Below are 19498 nucleotides of genomic sequence, written 5' to 3'. Positions count from 1 at the left end.
GACAGTTCTTCTACTTCTTTTTCAAAAAGTACAAAATCAGTATTACCAATTCACGGATCTTCTTCCCCTTAGAACCACAACCAAAATAAATACCACTCAGTAGCGCAGGCACAACTGCGGGGTAGGCCGTGGCCGGGAGACAACTGGCAGCACCACCGCCAGCTGGCTCCTGGCTGTAGGCAATCCCCCACGTGCCTGCGCGGGTCTAGAAAGCAGACACTCACCAACTTCAATGCCCGTCAGCCGGTCGAGAGACGCCCCAACGTAAAGTGACAAAGACCCGTATCCGCATAGTCTTTCCGCCAACCGCGTTTCCAGGTTGGGTAAGGTTCGAATTTGTCCTACTTAGAACCACAACCAAAGTAAATACCACTCAGCAGCGCAGGCACAACTGCGGGGTAAGGCCGTGGCCAGGAGACAACTGGCAGCACCACCGCCAGCTGGCTCCTGGCTGTAGGCAATCCCCCACGTGCCTGCGCGGGTCTAGAAAGCGGACACTCACCAACTTCAATGCCCGACAGCCGGTCGAGAGACGCCCCAACGTAAAATGACAAAGACCCGTATCCGCATAGTCATTCTGCCAACCGCGTTTGCAAGTTGGGTAAGATACGCAATTAATCATTCTTAGAGCCACAACCAAAGTAAATACCACTCAGCAGCGTAGGCACAACTGCGTGCGTCTAGAAAGCAGACACTCACTAACTTCAGTCCCCCAACAACCAGTCGAGCAACGCCCCAACAGAATGACGTGACCAACGATGCCACCCACTCTATAATTACGATCAAAAAATCCTGCCGCTCTTTCTTCCATTGTACCGAAAGAAAAGAGAGACAGGAACCGTTAACCTTTATTCTTTTTTACCCTCACCATGCACACTAGAAAAACTTCTGAAGTCGTCCTCCACCTTCCGCGTCAACCTGCGCTCAAACCATTTCCCTACCAACCACAGCAAGAAAATCACGACAAACATAATCAGCGTACGGATCGGTTGCGTGACGAGTGCGCGCACATCATAGCCGATAAACGTAATCATCATGATCATCACGAGCTTCCCAAGCATCAAGACAAACAAGTAATTCTTCTTGTTCATATTCGACAAGCCCGCCACGAGATTTACCAAAGCGGAAGGCGTAAAAGGAAAACAAATTAAGACGAATAACGGACCGAAGCCATTACGCTCTACCCATTGAATCAGTTGTTGCACTTTTTTGGGACGGGTCAGGAACGAGAAGAACTTGTTGCCACCAAATCTACGGACGAGCAAGAACACGACATACGAACCCGCTACCGTTCCAGCCCAGGAAAGTGCAAAGCCTAGCCAAAAACCGAATGCGATGGCATTGGCGATTACAAAGACGAAGAGCGGCAGAAACGGTAGGAATGCTTCCAAAAACGTTGGAATTAACCCCATAAAAAAACCTAGCGCCTCATACTGCTCTGCTAGTTCCTCCACTTTATCAATTGATAGCCATTCATTCATCGCCAACACCCTCACTGATTTCATAATTTTTAGTCATAATGCTGTAGAATTTGTTGAATTATAGTATACTAGCTCCAAGATTGGTAAAAGAAAGATGGGCTGCCTAATGAATACAACCTTTTCCCAAGGCCTGAAAGCAGGGTCGAGTATTGCCATCGGCTATTTTCCCGTTGCGCTTACGTTCGGACTGCTCGCAAAAACGACTGGCCTCTCTATTATTGAAGCAACCGCAATGAGTCTATTCGTCTACGCAGGAGCGGCTCAATATATGGCGCTCAGCTTACTCGCAACCGGCGTTGCTCCGTGGCTCATAGTGACGAATACATTTATTGTCAATATCCGGCACTTCCTCATGACAGCTGCCCTAAGTGAAAAAGTGGAACCTGCGCCAAGATGGAAGAAAGCGATCTATGCGTTTGGTATTACGGATGAAACATTTTCTGTTCTCGCCACGCAAAAGAATCGACAGATTACGACCGCTTTTGCATTTGGTGTTGCCTTGATTGCCTATAGTAGTTGGGTGATTTTCACAGCAGTAGGTCACGTCATTGGGGCCAACTTACCACAGTTTCTACAACAAGCGATGTCTGTTGCGCTGTATGCAATGTTCATCGGTCTGCTCGTCCCGTCTATGAAAGGCAATCGTAAAGTGGTGTTGCTTGCAGCGATTGCGGCAGCTATTCACTGCGCGCTCTATTACACGCACCTATTATCAACGGGCTGGTCGATATTGGTAGCGACGCTTATGTCCGCTATATTTGTTGAGATTCTATATGTAAAAAGTACTAAAAACGTCGAACGCTTTACCGAACAGAAGGAGGTAAACTGATGGGATCTACTTATTGGTGGATGTTACTCGGCATGGCCATCGCCACGTATGTGCCACGAATGATTCCGTTAACCATTCTTGATGGCAAGGAATTACCGCCAATCGTCAGTGGCGTGTTGCGCAATATTCCCTTTGCAGTACTCGGTGCACTAATTTTTCCGGCCATTATACATATCCAAGATGATATCCTTTTCGGTATACTAGGTGCCGTGATAGCGTTCGCTTTAGCCTTCATCGGCCTCGACGTGATGTTTGTTGTGATTGGTACAATTGCGGCGCTCGCTGTGTATAGTTTATTTTAACTCTTATTCTCACTATTCCCCAATACCTAGACGATTAAAACAGCAACTATCTATTATTCGTAACAAAAAAGCGGTTTTCAAAGCATGTATGCTCTTTGAAAACCGCTTTTCTTCACTCCTCGGCTTGATTCAGTCGCGCGTTTTTCACCATGCGCGACGCAAACCAAAAACCTACTGTTAGTGATACAGCATCCGCCACATACAACATCCAGTTATGCGTATACCCTGCATAGACGGAAGCTGCAATGAGCGATACTGTCAAAATTAATCCAACGACGTGATGAAATGTCACGCGCGTAAAAAACACAACTAATATCCCTGGCAACAACATCGCAAACATCAACTTCGTTTCGAAATCATGCATATTGTTCTCCCCTTTTATCGCACAACGACAATACCTAGACGGAAGTGATCGTGACGGAACAGCACTTGTTGCTTCAAACGTACTTCTTTATCGCGGCCGATAACTTGTAAACGACAGTGTGCAGCATTGACTTGGATCGCATCATACAGTTCATCTTCATTATGAATCGAAATCCCGTTCACCGACTTGATCAAATCACCTGGGACAATGCCCATTTTCTCTGCTGGTGAATCGGCAAGAACCGCTACTACATAGACACCTTCTGATTGAGGCACTAACAATACTTGCTTGTTGCGTTCTGATAATGAAATCATAGCGCTCAACAAGATACGGCATAAGGCGCCCGCAAGCAGTGCCGCCCAACCAAGTACCGGCATCCAAATCGCGCCAATACCTACCACCACGACAGCTACACCGAGCCAAGCGATTGCTTTCCCCATCTTAGGGAGTAGTACGTCTGGGAACGTAGATCGCACTAGTTGAGAGAATCCGATCACTAGAGGAACCGGAATGAATGAAAACTGCTCTGAGCCTAACGTGAATTGCGGCCAGTATGGAGCAAATTCCGCTACCATATGTCCAGGTACTAAAAATACCACTGGCACGAGCCAAAGTAACTTCGACTGATAAATTGCACCACGCATTCCGCGCTGTGTCGGAACGAATGTTGGAGACGTATGACGCGCCGCATGACGACGAACTAATAAGCCCTCCGAGATTACTAGTAATCCTGCAATAATCGGTACCGTTATAGCTAATGTACCGAAGAAGTCCAGGTCTTCCTGAACAAACCATGTGCCGATTGAGAAGTCTCCCGCAAATCGATCCAATGCCCATAGCGCAAAAAACGCAATCGTTGCATAGTAGATCGGTGATGCTAGTTTGTAGGAGAATGATACAATAACGAGCAACATGACGATGGATAAAATGATGATCCAGTTAAAGTCGACGATTAACCCTATGCCTGCGATTAGAATCGATAGGACAAAACCGTGCAACCAACCTACAGAAAGAATGTGTTTCATTTCAGTGGAACCTTTGTTTATACCCACATTGAAATCTGTCCGCTCACGGCTTACTCGTTTACTACCCAGCATATAGGCAGCTACTAAAGCAATTAGCCAGACTGGATTCAGAAAAAAGTAAAGTAATGCATCTTTTAAATTAAGTAATAGTTCGCTAGACATCTTCTGTCACCTTTCTCGCTTGTCTTTACAGCTCTTTTCTTCATTGTACAAAAAAAGAAGGAAAATAGCGAGAGAGTTCTTAAGGAAGTTCCAAATTAAGCTAAATTGCACAAAGAAAAAAGAGGCCGTTCGCGCGTGTCCCGTTACCAAGACCTTGCCGAACCGCCCCTGCTATTATTTTTCCAGTTCATTGACGAGGAAATCGACCGCCATCCGCAACTGTTTGTCGTTCTTTGGCTCTGCTCGATATTCTTCCGCAGCTGTTTTTAAAGCCATGAAAAATTCTCTATCCATATCATAGCCTTCCTTAATTTCATACTCCGTACGGAATGACTGTACGGCTTCTGCTGTTTCACGATCGAAATAGCCATCCGTTCTGCCTGGGCGATGATCAAATGCTTTGAGCATGCGTTGCGCATAAGCGACTTGGTCATTGAAATGCCCTTCCTTCATCGTGTCCGTTACCATCTGTAAGTGCTCCGTGAATAAGGTGTTCTGTTTGACTTCAATATCTGCTGTGACCCCTTTGCCATGAATCCATTTCTCTTTAGGCGTCAGCCATTTACTTGTCGACAGCTTCAATTCTCCGCCGTTCGATAATTCCATCGTCTCCTGTACCGTTCCTTTTCCGAAACTCGTCGTGCCGATAATCTCGCCACGTTTCAGATCTTTGATCGCTGCACTCAATACTTCACTCGCCGATGCGCTGCCGACATCTTGTACGACGACAATCGGAATTTGTTTCAAGCGTTCATGGAATGAAAGATTCTCGTCTTTCTCCGTTGAGACAGGTGTTAAATTCCCTTTTGCATCTTGCATCACGACGAACGTTCGATCTTCTTCCAATAGACTACTGGAAATTTCGGATACAGCCTTCAAATAGCCGCCTGGATTTCCACGTACATCAATGATGATTGCCTGAGCACCTTTTTTAATGACGTCAGACGTAGCCTTTTGCCACTCTTTGGATGTCTCTTCACCAAACATGCTTAGCGCTATGTACCCGAGCTTAGCATCCCGTTCTTCAATCAGGTGATGCGATACAGACTGCACGGGCATATGATCGCGTGTGATCGTGTATTCCATATGCTTATCCGCTTCAGGTCGGAAAATGGTCAACTTCACTTCCGTCCCTTTTGCACCGCGTATCGTATTGACTACATCGCGTAAAGTTTCATTGGCCAAACGCTCGCCATTGACACGTACAATTTCATCATACGGCTGTAATCCCGCCTTTTCTGCAGGGCCCCCTTTAATTGGCGCTACGATAATATACTTGCCGTTCGTCCGTGTTACTTCCGCACCAATCCCTACACGTGATCCCGCGAGTGATTCCCGGTGAGACTCCGCTTCTTGACCGGTCAGATACGTCGAATACGGGTCGCCGATTGTATCGGTCATTCCACGCAACGCCCCTTCAATCAGCTCGTCCTTCTTGACTGGGTATACGGCTCTCTCCTGAATCTTTTCAAACACCTCATCCACTACAGGCAACTTACTGATCGACTCATTCTTTACAGCTTCTTGCTTACCACAGCCGTTAAGCCATATGATGCCGATTAGTAATAACACCCCCACCAAAAAAAGCCTGCTCTTACGCATTCATAACCTCCTCCTCTCTTCACTATATGAAGGGAGACAAGAAGTTACGACACGAGAACAGACTCTTTTTTCAGTCCATGGAATCGACTAATTCATTCAATGTTTTTTCATCTAATGGTCCAATGACTTTTTGTGCAATGCGCCCTTGCGTATCAATCATATACGTTGTTGGCATCGACATCACACCATATTTATGTGTGACTTCCGCCGTTTTATCTAGTGGAATCGGGAAGCTTAATTCATACGAATCTACAAAGGTTTCTACTTCACCTATACCACGTCTCTCAGATTCCGTCACATTGACAGCGATCAGTTCTACTTGGTCTTCTTCCGTCAGTTTCGAATAAAAGCTTTCCATATGCGGCATTTCTGCTTTACATGGAGGACACCATGTTGCCCAGAAATTCAAAATAACCTTCTTTCCTTTCAACTCGGAAAGCGTCACTGTTTCGCCTGCAAGTGTTTCAAGTATAAAGTCTGGTGCAGGTGAATATTGCTCCAAACCTTCTTCTTCCCCTTGCAATGCATTTTCTGGATTTACTTGTGAGATCGGTGCTTCCACAGGATCTTTCTGTCCAACTGTATTTTGCACCATGATGAAGATCAATGTACCGATCACGAGTGCCGTAATCATATAGCCAAGCGTTTTCTTACTCACTCTACCTCTTCCTTTCCACTTATCGGTTGCGCCGTAGCTCGCTCTACTCCCCACATGAACAAACCGATGAAAATAGTCGTGATGAATGCTGTATTCAGTAAATTTCCTTGAATAGCGGATACGAGAAAATGAACCGCTACCAAGACAAATGCAAGTTCGCTCACTGTATTGATTTTCTTTTGTTCACTCCACCACGACAATACAAAGACCGCGACAAATAAAAGAATCGTTGTGCTTTTCACTACCAAATTACCTTCATTTAGAAAGGCCATAGCGATTTGATAGATAGCTTGCCAACAGATCAACGCAAGCAATAGCGTCCATTTATCGATACGCTTCCACTTCTCTTTATATACTTGTCGGAGCATCCATAATCCGGCTACGACTAGCCCGAGTATCCAGCCTACTGTTCCCCCGTGGAAATAAAGAATGGACAGTGGATTTTTTATAACCATAGAGAAATCAGTTACTATCACAGATAACTTCCAAATGATCACGACATTGAAAAATAGATCACCGACTCGCGCGCCATGTACTTTACCAAAGTATAAGCGAATGAAAAGATAGGTCACTAGGAAACCCGCAATGAACGCAATCCATGATGACGGCATCGTAATCGAACCGATTGGATAGTACTGCGTAACCGGCATCGTCAATCCCCCTATTCTTTCTATGAACGTATGAAAACCCACCTTTTCAGGCAGGTTTTCATTTCATGCTATATTAAAAAGAAACGTAATGCAAAGGGTTGACTGCACTAGGACCTGTGGCAGAGAAGTTTCCTACGTGCACTTCAAAATGCAAATGTGGACCTGTAGAGAAACCTGTCGAACCGACCGCTCCAATTAATTGACCTTTATCGACAGATTGTCCTGAGCTTGTACCAACCGTTGAAAGGTGCCCATATACAGTCGTCAAAATTTGACCTTTCATGGAGTGCGTAATCATGACCACATTACCGAAACCTTCCATACTACCCGCGTACGATACGACTCCATCTCCCGCTGCTACAACCGGAGTTCCTGTCGGTGCGCTTATATCCATTCCACGGTGTTGCTTTTTCACTTTCGATATCGGGTGAGTCCGCCAGCCGAATCCTGAACTAAAACTACCCGTTGTCGGCTTTGTCCAAGACCCGCTTGAAACAGGCGGAGTGGCACTTGAACTTGAAGAGGCACCTGCAGAAGCACCTGAACGACTAGAAGCTGCAGCCGCTGCTGCTTCCGCTGCCAATCTTTCCTGCTGTAACTTGTGCTTTCTTGCCTGCTCTTTACGAGCGACTTCCGCTAAACGATTTTGTTCTGCGATAATTTTCTTTTCCAGTTTTGAACTGAATGCTACCGTTTCGCTATATTCTTCTTCTAATGCGCCTTTTTCACCCGAAAGTTTTTCTTGGCTTCTTTCGAGTTCTCTAACTACATCTCTTTTTTCAAGCTTTTGGTTATGCAGTTCATCTTTCATTGCTTGAATTTTTTTCTTGCGCTCTTCTTGTTCAGCTAACTTCTCCTCAACAAGCTTCTTTTCTTCTTCAAGCAACGCCATATCATCTTCTTGTTGTTGAATGATTTTTCGGTCTGCATCCATCAATGTAGAAACTGCCGAGAAACGGTCAATGAAATCCGCGAAACTGTTAGCGCCAAGAAGTACGTCCAAATAACTGACTTTATTTCCCTTGACTTGCATCACGCGAACACGCTCACGCAATACTTCGTCTCGCTGTTGGATCCGAATCTCTAATTCTTTAATAGAAGCTTGAAGTTCTTCAATTTCAATTTTGGTCTGATTCATTTCTGCAATGATCCGATCCATGTTTTGATTGGTCTCTTCAATTTTGTCATTCAGTTTTTTGATTTGAGTGACCAGCACATCGACTGCCGACTGCTTTTCCTGTATTTGTGTCTCTTTTTTCTGGATAGTAGAATCTAAATTTTTCTTCTTCACTTCTGCTGCATTTTTTTCATTCTGCAAATCTTTCAGAGAGTCCGCGAATACATCTACACTGCCAACCGTTGTGGTAAGCAAACAAACCGCAAGGACACTTGAAATGATTCTATGTCTTTTTATCAAATCCGAGTTCTCCCCTTAGTAAAAATTACGATTTTAAGAATTTCCTAACTGACATGAAACTACCCCAGACGCCAATAAAGACGGCAACGAATAGCAGTAAAAAGTTTAATTGTAATAGGAACGGGTTAGGATCGAGCAAATGGAATAATTGGTTTTGCAAACGTCCTTCCCAGAAATCATACAATTTCGAATAAAATATCGTCATGAGGGTCATCGGAAGAATCGCACCGAAGATTCCAAGCCACACGCCTTCAAGCATGAAAGGAATCCGCACGAAACTATCTGTTGCACCGACCAATTTCATAATATCGATTTCAGTTCGTCTTGCCACAATGGTAAGTCGAATCGTATTCGATATGAGGAACATGGCCGTAAACAGTAACGCCAATATTAAGCCCAGTCCGATGTTTCGTCCTATTTTCAAGACGTTGAAAAGTTTTTCTACCTTACCTTCACCGTACTCTACGTCAAATGTATACGTGTACGTGGCGATTTCATTTGCGATGGATGCCGTGTTTTTCGGATCATCCGCTTTGACATATAATGCATCACCGAGGGGATTGTCTTGTTTGTAGAGCGCTAACTCATCACCGAAAGATTGAATCATTCGCTCCAATTCCTGTTTTCTTGAGGAATACTTGACTTCGGCAACACCTGGGGTCTCTTTAACTTCCTTCAATAGATCCTGGACTTCTTCTTGACTAGCTCCTGGTTCCGCGACTACTTTGATTTCCACATCATTTTCGATGTTGTCAGCCAATTGATTTAAGTTCATCATGATGACAATGAAAACGCCAATCAATAATAAAGTCACGGTAACAGCGCTTACCGATGCAAAGGTCATCCAGCCGTTTCGACTAAGACTTTTGAAGCTTTCCCGTATATGACGTCGTACTGTTCTAGATTTCATTGGAGTATTCTCCTTCGTTCTCATCTCGTGTGATGAGTCCGCCTTCGATCTGTATCACGCGATGTGGTTGATTATCCACAATATCTTTATTGTGTGTAGCCATAATGATCGTGGTGCCTTGTGCATTTATCCGTTCAAAAATCTTCATGATTTCCCATGAAGTCTCTGGATCTAAATTCCCTGTCGGTTCGTCTGCAATGACAAGCTTCGGTTGATTGACGATCGATCGTGCAATCGACACGCGTTGCTGTTCTCCACCTGACAGTTCATTTGGAAACATTCTCGTTTTCTTGGTGAGCCCTACTAATTTCAGCACTTCTGTCACTTTTTGACGAATTACGCTCGGTGATTCTTCGATTACCTCCAGCGCATACGCAATGTTTTCGTAGACAGTCAGTTTAGGCAGAAGTTTAAAATCCTGAAATACTACGCCGATTTGTCTTCTCAAATAAGGGACATCTCGTCTATGCATCTTTGTCAGTTCCGTATTGTTAAAGTAAATCAATCCGCTAGACGGGACTTCTTCACGATACATCATTTTAATGAACGTGGATTTACCTGCTCCGCTTGGCCCGACAACATACACAAACTCCCCTTTTTCGATTTCGACATGAATTCCGTTAGAGGCTACAACACCATTCGGGTACTTTTTGTATACATTTTTCATTACAATCATACATCATAACCACCTGAATTTTGTTTTTCTCTCATATTCGCCATTTTTATTATAGCATGGGCTTTACTCTATCATGTATTACAGTTATGTATCAATTGATCAAGCAAGCGAAATAGTAAAAAATAGTAAATTTTACGGATTTATGTACAAAAAAGATCGTCTCCAAGAAAATCTTGGAGACGATCGGAATGTTCATTATTTCTTTTCAGCTAACCAAGCAGCAACTGCATCTGCTTCTTCGCCTTGAATAATACCAGGAGGCATAGCGCCTTTACCGTTAACGATCACGTCGTGGATTTCTTCTTCAGAAAGTGATGCACCAATTTTATCAAGTGCTGGACCTGCTCCACCTTCTAAGTTTCCTCCGTGACATGACGCACAGCTTTGTTGTACAACTGCTTCTGCATCTACATCAGTAGTAGCTGCACCGTTGTCGTTTGCAGCATCGTCTTTTGGTGCAGCGTTATCGTCGCCACCACCACAAGCGCCAAGAACTAGTGCCGCTCCGAAGAGTGTAGCTAATAGTTTGTTCTTCATGTAATACCCTCCCTTTTATTAAAATTTTTCTAACATAAGTAGTATACCAAATATCCATCGATTTATGGTGAATAGTGATGACAAAGTTACAAATTATCAAGGATAATCATGGTTTTCGTCTGTTACACCCCATAAAAAGACGGTTTGGTAGTAAGTACATATATAGTATTGACCAAATTTCTAGTTAGTAAACATTACATTTGGTCACATGATTAAAATAGCGAGGAAATTCAGCCTCTACCACGGGATTTAAAGTGAATAAAGATAACTCTTTGTCATAGTCTGTAATATTGTAACCTCTTTGTAATATTCCACGTGTAATTGTGACAAGAGTTCACATACAGAAACAATTATAAGACACGTTTTCATTTAAAGTAACCATTTTCAATTTAAACAAGAGAAAAAACTCCATGAATTTTTTTATAAAAAGTAAGCAAAAGGGTAATGTTTTATCATTACCTAAATCCTTCATTAAATACACAAGTATCTTATCTTTAAAAATTAACAGCCAAGCCAACTGATTATGAACTGTACTAATTGCCACCCACCTACATTGTAGGGATTTACGCGTAGGAGGGGCGACTCCCAGAGGATCAGCTCACCGCGAGCCCTCAGGAGAGCGTCCCCTCCGGAGTGTAAATCCCCCGCCCCAACAACCATTCCAGCCTCTCTACCTCCAAACCCACAATGTATCTACTTATATTAATTAAAAAACAGCCGAACCAAGTCATTAAAAAATGACCTGCCCAGCTGCCTTTATATGTTTAAGAAATTCTTGAACGCAAATACGCATTGATAAACTGGTCGATCTCGCCATCCATCACAGAACTAACGTTACCCGTCTCCTCATTCGTACGGTGATCTTTCACCATCGAATATGGATGGAAAACATAAGAGCGAATCTGACTACCCCAACCAATTTCCTTCTGCTCGCCACGGATATCCGCCAAGCGTGCTTCCTCTTCCTCTACGCGAATCTGATAAATCTTCGCCTTCAAAAGATTCATCGCACGTTCACGGTTCTTGATCTGTGAACGTTCAGTCTGACACGTAACGACTGCACCCGTTGGAAGGTGAGTCATACGCACAGCAGAGTCCGTCGTGTTAACGTGCTGTCCGCCGGCGCCACTTGAACGATACGTATCAATCTTAATATCTTCTGTCTTTAGATCCAATTCGATATCGCCTTCAAACTCCGGCATCACTTCAATGGAAGAGAATGAAGTATGACGTCTACCGGAAGAGTCAAATGGTGAGATCCGAACAAGTCGGTGTACACCTTTCTCCGCTTTCAAGTAGCCGTAGGCATTATGCCCTTTGATTCCAAGTGTGACCGACTTTACGCCAGCTTCGTCACCTGCTTGATAGTCGAGCGTCTCAACTTTAAAGCCATGGTGCTCTGCCCAGCGCGTGTACATACGAAGCAGCATCGATGCCCAGTCTTGAGACTCGGTGCCGCCCGCGCCTGAGTGTATTTCAACTACTGCACTATTTTTATCAAACTCATCGCTTAATAACATTTGAAGATCGAATTGATCCATCTTCTTTTTAAACTCTTTTAATTCGGATATCAGGTCGTCTTGTAACTCTTCATCTGCTTCTTCACGTAGCAGTTCAAGCGTCATCTCTAGATTTTCTTGCGTATCACTCAACTCGTGATATTCGCCTACTACATCTTTTAATGCATTTGATTGTGAAATAACTTTCTGAGCTGCATCTTGATCGTCCCAGAAGCCTGGCTCCATCATCATTTCATCTAACTCCTGCATGCTAGTCTCTTTGTTTTCTAAGTCAAAGAGACCCCCTGAAGTCCACTAATTTCTTAGCGGTTTTTTCTAACTCGTTGCGAACATCGGATAATTCCATCATAATTGTTTCCTCCTGAGTGGTTGTTTCTCGTTATGCTTTGCCGTGACAGTTCTTATACTTCTTGCCACTGCCACATGGACAAGGGTCGTTGCGGCCGATATTAACAGTACGTCGGATTGGCTTTTTAGCAACCGGCGCGCCATCTTCTTTCGGATTGTTCGCTTGACCTTTTGCTACTTCTTCGCGCTCCAAGTTATTGCGAATTTCTGCCTTCATGACATACTTCGTCGCATCGTTTTCGATGGAAATTAGCATATCTTCAAACATCGCAAATCCTTCTGCTTGGTATTCACGAAGTGGGTCACTCTGTCCATATGCACGTAAATGAATTCCGTTACGAAGCTGGTCCATCGCATCGATATGATCCATCCACTTGGTATCAATCGCACGCAACAAGACAACCTTCTCAAATTCACGCATACGCTCTTCGGACATTTCTTGCTCTTTCTCATTATAGCGCGCAATAACCAATTCGTGAATAAATGTTTGCAACTCTTCTGGTGTTTTACCTTCTAAGTCTTCGATCGTCACAGTATCCTCAGCTAATAAGTTCGCTTCCAGATAGTCTTTCAACCCTTTAGAATACACCGTATTGTCTGCCGTGTGGATCGCCACTACGCGTTCAATAACGGAATTCAACATATTCTCAAGAACTGGGCGAATATTTTCTGAACCAAGTACCTCATTACGCTCTTTGTAAATCACTTCACGCTGCTGACGTAGTACATCGTCATACTGCAATAAACGTTTCCGTGAATCAAAGTTATTCCCCTCTACCCGTTTCTGAGCAGATTCAACTGAGCGTGATACCATTTTCGACTGGATCGGTGTTTCATCGTCCATACCGAGTTTTGTCATCATGGATTTCATTTGTTCAGAACCGAAGCGTCGCATTAATTCATCTTCTAATGAAAGATAAAATTGCGTAACACCTGGGTCACCTTGACGCCCTGAACGTCCACGAAGCTGATTATCAATACGTCGTGACTCATGCCGCTCCGTACCGATGACCGCTAAACCGCCAACGTCCTGGATATGATCACCCAGTTTAATATCCGTACCACGACCAGCCATGTTCGTTGCGATCGTTACGGCACCTCTTTTACCAGCGTCTAGAATGATTTCGGCTTCCCGCTCATGATTTTTCGCGTTCAAAACATTATGCGGAATGCCGTATTTTTTCAAGAAAGCGGAAATAATTTCTGACGTTTCAATCGCTACCGTACCGACGAGCACCGGTTGGCCCTTTTCGTGTCGATCTCGAATATCTTCCGCTACCGCTTTATACTTTCCATCCATCGATGCAAAGATCAAGTCTGGACGGTCATCACGAGCAATCGGTTGATTGGTCGGGATCGCGATAACGTTCATATTATAAATGTTGCGGAACTCTTCTTCCTCTGTCTTCGCTGTACCCGTCATCCCGGACAACTTTTCATACATACGGAAATAGTTCTGGAACGTAATCGTCGCAAGTGTCATCGACTCGTTCTGAACTTCAAGTCCTTCCTTCGCTTCAATCGCTTGGTGCAAACCGTCACTATAACGGCGGCCTTTCATCAAACGTCCTGTGAAGGAGTCGACGATGACTACTTCGCCTTCTTCTACCACATAGTCTACGTCATTATGCATACTTACATGCGCTTTCAATGACTGATTGATGGCGTGGTTGAGCGTCACGTGTTGCAGATCGAATAGGTTATCAATGCTGAACGCCTTCTCAGCCGCTTCAATACCTTGCTCCGTTAACACAACACCTTTAGTTGATTCATCGAATGAATAATCTTCTTCTTTTTTCAGCGTGATCACAAAGCGATTGGCTAAGCGATATAATTCCTGTGCTTTCGCTGCCTGACCCGAAATGATCAGCGGCGTACGTGCCTCATCGACTAAAATGGAGTCGACCTCGTCAATTACGGCGAAATGAAGTGGGCGCTGTACTTTATGTTCATTATACAGCACCATGTTGTCACGCAAATAGTCGAAACCGAGTTCGTTGTTCGTGCTGTATGTTACGTCCGCTTCATACGCTTCACGCTTCTCTTCTTTACTGAGACTGTTCAAGTTCAAGCCTACGTTCATGCCGAGGAATGAATACAACTGCCCCATCTCTTCCGCGTCACGGCTAGCCAAGTATTCGTTGACTGTTACTACGTGGACGCCTTTGGAAGTCAGTGCATTTAAATAAACGGCGAGTGTAGAAGTCAACGTCTTCCCCTCACCGGTCTTCATCTCCGCGATATTCCCTTCGTTAAGAGCTGCAGCACCCATGATTTGCACACGGAATGGGTATAACCCAAGCACACGGCGGGAGGCCTCACGCACGACAGCAAACGCTTCAGGTTGCAAGTCTTCGATTGTTTCGCCTTGCTGGTAACGCTCTTTGAATTCGTCTGTTTTCGCTGTCAGTTGTTCGTCTGACAGTTTTTCCATATCGTCAGCCAATAGTTCTACTTGATCGGCAATTTTCTCAAGTCGTTTTAGGTCACGTTTGTTTGGGTCGAACATTTTATTCAATACGCCAAGCATTTATTGTCACATCCTCATCGCTTCATCAATTAGCAGGACGCGCCTGCCAGTTGTAAGTTCGTTGTCTAGTCCGTAGTTTTAATTCAAGATTTTTGAGTCACACTCCATTTTAGCATTGTAAAAAGCTAGGTGCAAATAGTGCGCTGTATCATTTTCCCTAAGTTTGTCTTGGGGAGGGTGACTTAGTGTTGGGGTAAGGGATTGGACAGGTTGTGGCTGGCGGTGGTGTTGGGGTGGGGATTTGCGCTTCGGAGGGGACGCTTTCCGGAGGGCGGGCGGTGAACCACACCCCTTCGCTTCACTCGCAGGGTGTTTCACCTGTCAAAGCAAAGATGTGCTCCTTCTCGCTACGCTTCACTCGCAAAAGCCGTTCTTCGTTACGGCTCTCGCTGATCCTCCCAGTCGCCCCTCCTACGCTCCAATCCCTCGCAATGCAAGGAGTTGATACTTTTTATTGCGCATTGAAGTTATGGTTGTGATTAATGTTGAACTTTAGAGGCTATGAGCGGTTATCAAGGTTCTATGATCACTTAGATGAATCTATGAGCACTCGTGGCGTCTGATAGAGCGGATAGTGTGTGCTATAGAGCGCAAAAAGTGTTCTATGAGCGCTTAAATGGATTCTATGAGCGGAAATTGGAAGTTGGAGCTTCAATCCCCTCCCCCAACACAAATTCACTCACTATTCCCAAGCACTTGCCCTTGAACTTAAAGATCTTAACAAACGTAAAAAAGTTCAAAAACAAAAAAGCCCAGCCGAGGCTGGACTTTTTAGGTTGCTTATTAGTTTGTTTCGATTAGGCCGTATTTGCCGTCTTTACGCTTGTAGACAATGTGTGTGCCGTCAGAATCTGCATCTGTGAAGATGAAGAAGCTGTGGCCAAGCATGTTCATTTGAAGAATTGCTTCCTCTTGATCCATTGGCTTCAAATCGAACTGCTTCGTACGTACTACGTCGAACTCCGCGTCGTCTTCAGGCTCTTGAGTATTATTGCTTTCAACTGACTGGAAGAAAGCAGCTACGCCTTCGCGCTCACGTGATTTACGATTAACACGTGTTTTATATTTACGAATTTGACGCTCTAGCTTGTCGACGATTAAATCAACCGCTGCATACATATCGTTGTGACGCTCTTCTGCGCGAAGTGTCAAATTCTTCATTGGAATCGTAATTTCCACTTTTGTTTGCTTATCACTATAAACTTTCAAGTTAACATTAGCTGTAGCGTTTACACCTTCTGAAAAATAACGCTCAAGTTTTTCAACTTTCTTTTCAACGTACTCTCTGATCGCCGGAGTTACCTCGACGTTTTCACCGCGAATATTGAAGTCTAACATATGAACTCCTCCTTTATTTAAACCATCACTACCTTACTTCTTCATAGTACCCGTAAAACCCTTTCTAAAACTTAAGAAAAATGCAGAATTGTAAAGAAACTTCGGTTTTAGGTTGATATTACTCGGTTTCTTTCACTTTGCGGGCATGATGTTTTAATTCTTCCGTGATCAGCGTATCCACTTTTTGATCTTCTCCAAACTCGAATCCATACTCAAAGCCAAATTCGGTTTCATTTTTCCAAGCTACATTCCCTAAAATTTCAAACGGATGCTGATAGATCGTAAATTCTAATTGCAGTGCAAGAATTTCTGAACGGACAGGCAAATCTAAATGCGTCACGAACTTCACTCCACCTGTGCTGATATCCAAAATTTCACATTGTCCTTCATTGGACAGGCTTTTCTCTTCATTATTTAGTTGAATTCGAAATGTGGCCGGTATGTAAGGTTGGAATGAATACCGAAAGTAATCATGGCGATTATAACGCATAGGATTATTCCTTTCTTTGAATACCTATATGTAAAAAAACCGAAAGAGATTCCTCTCTTCCGGTCATCAATGCTTCGAATCGAAATAGGCACCGTCTTGAGACATCTTACCGTATGGATTTACATAGCTATTCATGTTTTCTTTTTTTGCTTGGGATTGTGAAATATTTGTACGAATCGCATGTGTGAAATGTTCCAGACTAGTCTGTACATCTTTCTCCAAACGAATCAGTTCCTTACCAAACGCATCTTCTTCTGCTGTAAAAGGCTGGACTATTTGTGACTGCAATACATCACGTTCATTCAGTATCTTCTCGATTTGTTCAATGACGTCATCACGCTTTTCTTCATCTTCTACCTGTACAAGCGTGATCAATTGAAGTGAACGGTCACGCCACATGGTCATTGCAGGTCGGATCATATCTCACTCACGTTCGAGTATTGTTTCGAACGATTAATCTGGATGACTTGTTTCCACGTATCGCGGAATTCTGTAATGATCCCTGCCGCTTCTTCAAACATTGCCGGATCGTTTTGGATATTCCCATCGATCAAGCGGCTATTAACGAATTCATACAAAACGAGCATGTTTTTCGATACGTCGTAGGATGTATCCAATGTCAACATCAATTCAGTCACAATAGCTTGCGCTTTTTGAATCGCAATATTTTTTTGCTCCAAATTACCTTTAGCCAGCTCCATCTTTCCTTGCTGAATAAATTTAAGACATCCGTTGTAAAGCATTAAGGTTAACTCGCCAGGGGTTGAAGTCGTCACCGTATTTGTTTGATATGCTGCATAAGGGTTGTTAGTAGCCATTTATGTCATTCTCCTTTTTCTAGCTAAGTTGCGTTACATGCCGCCGCCAAGTGAACTCATTAACGCTGCAGACTGGGAATTCGCACGCTGGATTGCTTGTTCCATCGCGTTAAACTGCTTATAGTAACGACTTTCCATCATCTGTAGCTTCGTTTCAAAACGCTCAATTTGTTTGTCCATGTTTTTTATAGAACGACCGAGAGCAAATGTATCGTTTACAGCAGTAGAACTACCTGCTTTTACTGTGATCTTTTTTTGTGCGTCTTGTAATTCTTTACGATACTGTTGAGCTATACCGTTATCTTTTCCACCGATTAAATCATAGACAGCGTTTGGATTTTCTGAAATTTTAGCACGTAGTTTATCTTCATTTATTGTTAATTTACCATTGTCTAAATAGTTTTTGGAAGTTTCGATACCTAAATCTTTCAGACTGATTTTAATTGGTTGTCCATCTTTATCAACACTCTTACCATCTTTATCAGTCGTGTTTACAGTTGTAGACATAATAGAGCGTAAATTATTTAACATAGAAGAAAGTGCTGGATCACCTTTTAACGTACCACTCATCGCTTTTTCTTCCCATAGCTCAACTTCCTTTTCTTTCATATCGGCTTTTTGTTCAGCTGATAGTGGATGGAAGGACTTGAATTGTTTTTCTTTGATTTTACTGTTAAGTTTTTCAATCATTTCGTTATAATCATTAACGAATTCCACTACTGATTCAAGAACCTTGTCTGTGTCTGTAGAGGAACTAAATGTTACTGGGGATGTTGTAGTCTGTTTAAGGGAAACTTCAAATCCATTTATTGTGAATGTGTTAGAAGGTCGTGTTGTTTCTAGACCATTAAAGGTGAATTTTGCATCTGCTCCATAGGATGCTCTAGGTCCATCAGGTTCTAAAAGAGGAACTAATGCACTGGGATTATCAGGATCAAGTGGAGTCGGAGCATTTAATTTTAGATTCTCTACTAGACTGGTTTCACCTGAGACTTCAATTAGTCCTTTACCGCTATCTTTGGCACTCATCGCAATTCTACCAGTTGCCGAATCGTAAAACGCACTAGCACCTGTTTTTTCATTAATCTGCTTTAAAACATCACTGAGTTTATCAGAAGATTTAATTGTTAGCGATGTAGCATTGTCATCTCCAGGCACTTTAATTGTCAAGGATTGATCTTGATCGCCCGTAAAAAGTCCAAGCTTTTTCAAGGACTTGTTCTGGATGTCTTCCTCTTTAATTTTATCAGTTCCGCCACCTTTAAGCACACCACTCTGTAATGTCGCCTGCGTAGCCAATTGTTTCACTTCAATCGTCCCCGAAAAGTCAGAGGTAGAACCTTTCGCCGTAATACTAACAGCCTTTTCATCAGACACACTAACATTTTTCTTCATATACGTACTTTGCTTCATAACCGTGTCAAATAGCTTGTCGCTTGATTTTCTTAAGTCACGGTTCGTGGAACGATAGTCGTCCAGTTGCCATTGTGTGTATTGTTTCTTTTGTGTAATTTTATCAAGAGGAAGTCGATGCGCTTTCATCATGTCTCTGATGATTGATTCTGTATCGATTCCTGATGCCAATCCACCGATTCTCATCGTGCCTCACACCTTTTCAATTAAATTTTATGATCGATTAATCATCCAATGAAGTCTTTCATTGCTGCGTGTATGTCGAGCAATTTTTTGGTAGTATTTCCCGAACTACCTCTACTGTTTCAGGGTCCACAATCGTTACGTACTATTCATTCGTTATGTCTAGTATCGGATTAAAATACGGGATGTTGAGCATCGCCACAGTTTTTCTTCTATAGATTCCTAGCTGTTTTACATTTTAGCTA

Annotated in this window: 19 protein-coding genes; 2 read left to right on the top strand and 17 right to left on the bottom strand. The window is 43.3% G+C overall.

What is annotated here, in order from left to right; all coding sequences use genetic code 11:
* Positions 1–848: 848 nt before the first annotated feature.
* Positions 849–1481, bottom strand: a complete 633-nt coding sequence (locus CSV64_RS10440) for a TVP38/TMEM64 family protein (RefSeq protein ID WP_099634905.1) — start codon at positions 1479–1481, stop codon at positions 849–851.
* 106 nt (positions 1482–1587) lie between these two features.
* Here CSV64_RS10440 and CSV64_RS10435 point away from each other — a divergent pair, with 106 nt between their 5' ends.
* Positions 1588–2310 carry an AzlC family ABC transporter permease gene (locus CSV64_RS10435; protein ID WP_099634904.1) on the top strand — a complete coding sequence of 241 codons (723 nt, stop codon included), beginning with the start codon at positions 1588–1590 and terminating at the stop codon, positions 2308–2310.
* A complete protein-coding gene (locus tag CSV64_RS10430; protein WP_099634903.1) occupies positions 2310–2612 on the top strand; it encodes an AzlD domain-containing protein in 303 nt (100 codons plus the stop codon). Before CSV64_RS10435 ends, CSV64_RS10430 begins: the two co-directional genes overlap by 1 nt.
* A gap of 112 nt (positions 2613–2724) precedes the next feature.
* Here the strand turns inward: CSV64_RS10430 and CSV64_RS10425 are convergent, their stop codons facing one another.
* From CSV64_RS10425 to fliD, 16 genes are all read right to left on the bottom strand, one after another.
* Positions 2725–2976, bottom strand: a complete 252-nt coding sequence (locus CSV64_RS10425; RefSeq protein ID WP_029052497.1) for a CsbA family protein — start codon at positions 2974–2976, stop codon at positions 2725–2727.
* Between the two features lie 14 nt (positions 2977–2990).
* Entirely contained in the window at positions 2991–4163 is a 1173-nt protein-coding gene (locus CSV64_RS10420; RefSeq protein ID WP_099634902.1) for a PDZ domain-containing protein, read from the bottom strand.
* 174 nt (positions 4164–4337) lie between these two features.
* The gene (locus tag CSV64_RS10415; RefSeq protein WP_099634901.1) at positions 4338–5765 is read right to left on the bottom strand and encodes a S41 family peptidase; all 1428 of its coding nucleotides are present in this window, start codon (positions 5763–5765) and stop codon (positions 4338–4340) included.
* 70 nt (positions 5766–5835) lie between these two features.
* Positions 5836–6423, bottom strand: coding sequence for a redoxin domain-containing protein (locus CSV64_RS10410; RefSeq protein ID WP_099634900.1), 588 nt, complete (start codon positions 6421–6423; stop codon positions 5836–5838).
* A complete protein-coding gene (locus tag CSV64_RS10405; protein WP_099634899.1) occupies positions 6420–7073 on the bottom strand; it encodes a hypothetical protein in 654 nt (217 codons plus the stop codon). The genes CSV64_RS10410 and CSV64_RS10405 overlap by 4 nt, the downstream gene beginning before the upstream one ends.
* 73 nt (positions 7074–7146) lie before the next feature.
* A complete protein-coding gene (locus CSV64_RS10400; protein ID WP_233190509.1) occupies positions 7147–8490 on the bottom strand; it encodes a murein hydrolase activator EnvC family protein in 1344 nt (447 codons plus the stop codon).
* Between the two features lie 25 nt (positions 8491–8515).
* Positions 8516–9400: a permease-like cell division protein FtsX gene (gene ftsX, locus CSV64_RS10395; RefSeq protein ID WP_099634898.1), complete on the bottom strand. Its 885-nt coding sequence runs from the start codon at positions 9398–9400 to the stop codon at positions 8516–8518.
* Positions 9390–10076 carry a cell division ATP-binding protein FtsE gene (ftsE, locus tag CSV64_RS10390; protein ID WP_099634897.1) on the bottom strand — a complete coding sequence of 229 codons (687 nt, stop codon included), beginning with the start codon at positions 10074–10076 and terminating at the stop codon, positions 9390–9392. Before ftsE ends, ftsX begins: the two co-directional genes overlap by 11 nt.
* Positions 10077–10271: 195 nt before the next feature.
* The gene (gene cccB / locus CSV64_RS10385) at positions 10272–10613 is read right to left on the bottom strand and encodes a cytochrome c551 (RefSeq protein ID WP_099634896.1); all 342 of its coding nucleotides are present in this window, start codon (positions 10611–10613) and stop codon (positions 10272–10274) included.
* Positions 10614–11377: 764 nt separating this feature from the next.
* Positions 11378–12479, bottom strand: a protein-coding gene (gene prfB / locus CSV64_RS10380) for a peptide chain release factor 2 (RefSeq protein ID WP_099634907.1) whose coding sequence is annotated in 2 segments (ribosomal slippage) — positions 11378–12406 and positions 12408–12479 — 1101 coding nt in all. Because the reading frame shifts where the segments join, the coding sequence is not laid out codon by codon here.
* Positions 12480–12512: 33 nt separating this feature from the next.
* Positions 12513–15011, bottom strand: coding sequence for a preprotein translocase subunit SecA (secA, locus tag CSV64_RS10375; protein ID WP_099634895.1), 2499 nt, complete (start codon positions 15009–15011; stop codon positions 12513–12515).
* A gap of 783 nt (positions 15012–15794) precedes the next feature.
* Entirely contained in the window at positions 15795–16349 is a 555-nt protein-coding gene (gene hpf / locus CSV64_RS10370; RefSeq protein WP_099634894.1) for a ribosome hibernation-promoting factor, HPF/YfiA family, read from the bottom strand.
* Positions 16350–16467: 118 nt separating this feature from the next.
* Positions 16468–16839 carry a PilZ domain-containing protein gene (locus tag CSV64_RS10365; RefSeq protein WP_099634893.1) on the bottom strand — a complete coding sequence of 124 codons (372 nt, stop codon included), beginning with the start codon at positions 16837–16839 and terminating at the stop codon, positions 16468–16470.
* Between the two features lie 66 nt (positions 16840–16905).
* A complete protein-coding gene (gene fliT, locus CSV64_RS10360) occupies positions 16906–17259 on the bottom strand; it encodes a flagellar protein FliT (protein WP_099634892.1) in 354 nt (117 codons plus the stop codon).
* Positions 17256–17657: a flagellar export chaperone FliS gene (gene fliS / locus CSV64_RS10355; protein ID WP_085133016.1), complete on the bottom strand. Its 402-nt coding sequence runs from the start codon at positions 17655–17657 to the stop codon at positions 17256–17258. The genes fliT and fliS overlap by 4 nt, the downstream gene beginning before the upstream one ends.
* A 33-nt stretch (positions 17658–17690) precedes the next feature.
* A complete protein-coding gene (fliD, locus tag CSV64_RS10350) occupies positions 17691–19256 on the bottom strand; it encodes a flagellar filament capping protein FliD (protein ID WP_099634891.1) in 1566 nt (521 codons plus the stop codon).
* Positions 19257–19498 lie beyond the last annotated feature (242 nt).

This window comes from Sporosarcina sp. P32b, assembly GCF_002743335.1.
Classification (GTDB): domain Bacteria; phylum Bacillota; class Bacilli; order Bacillales_A; family Planococcaceae; genus Sporosarcina.
This window is presented reverse-complemented; position numbering and strand designations above follow the sequence as displayed.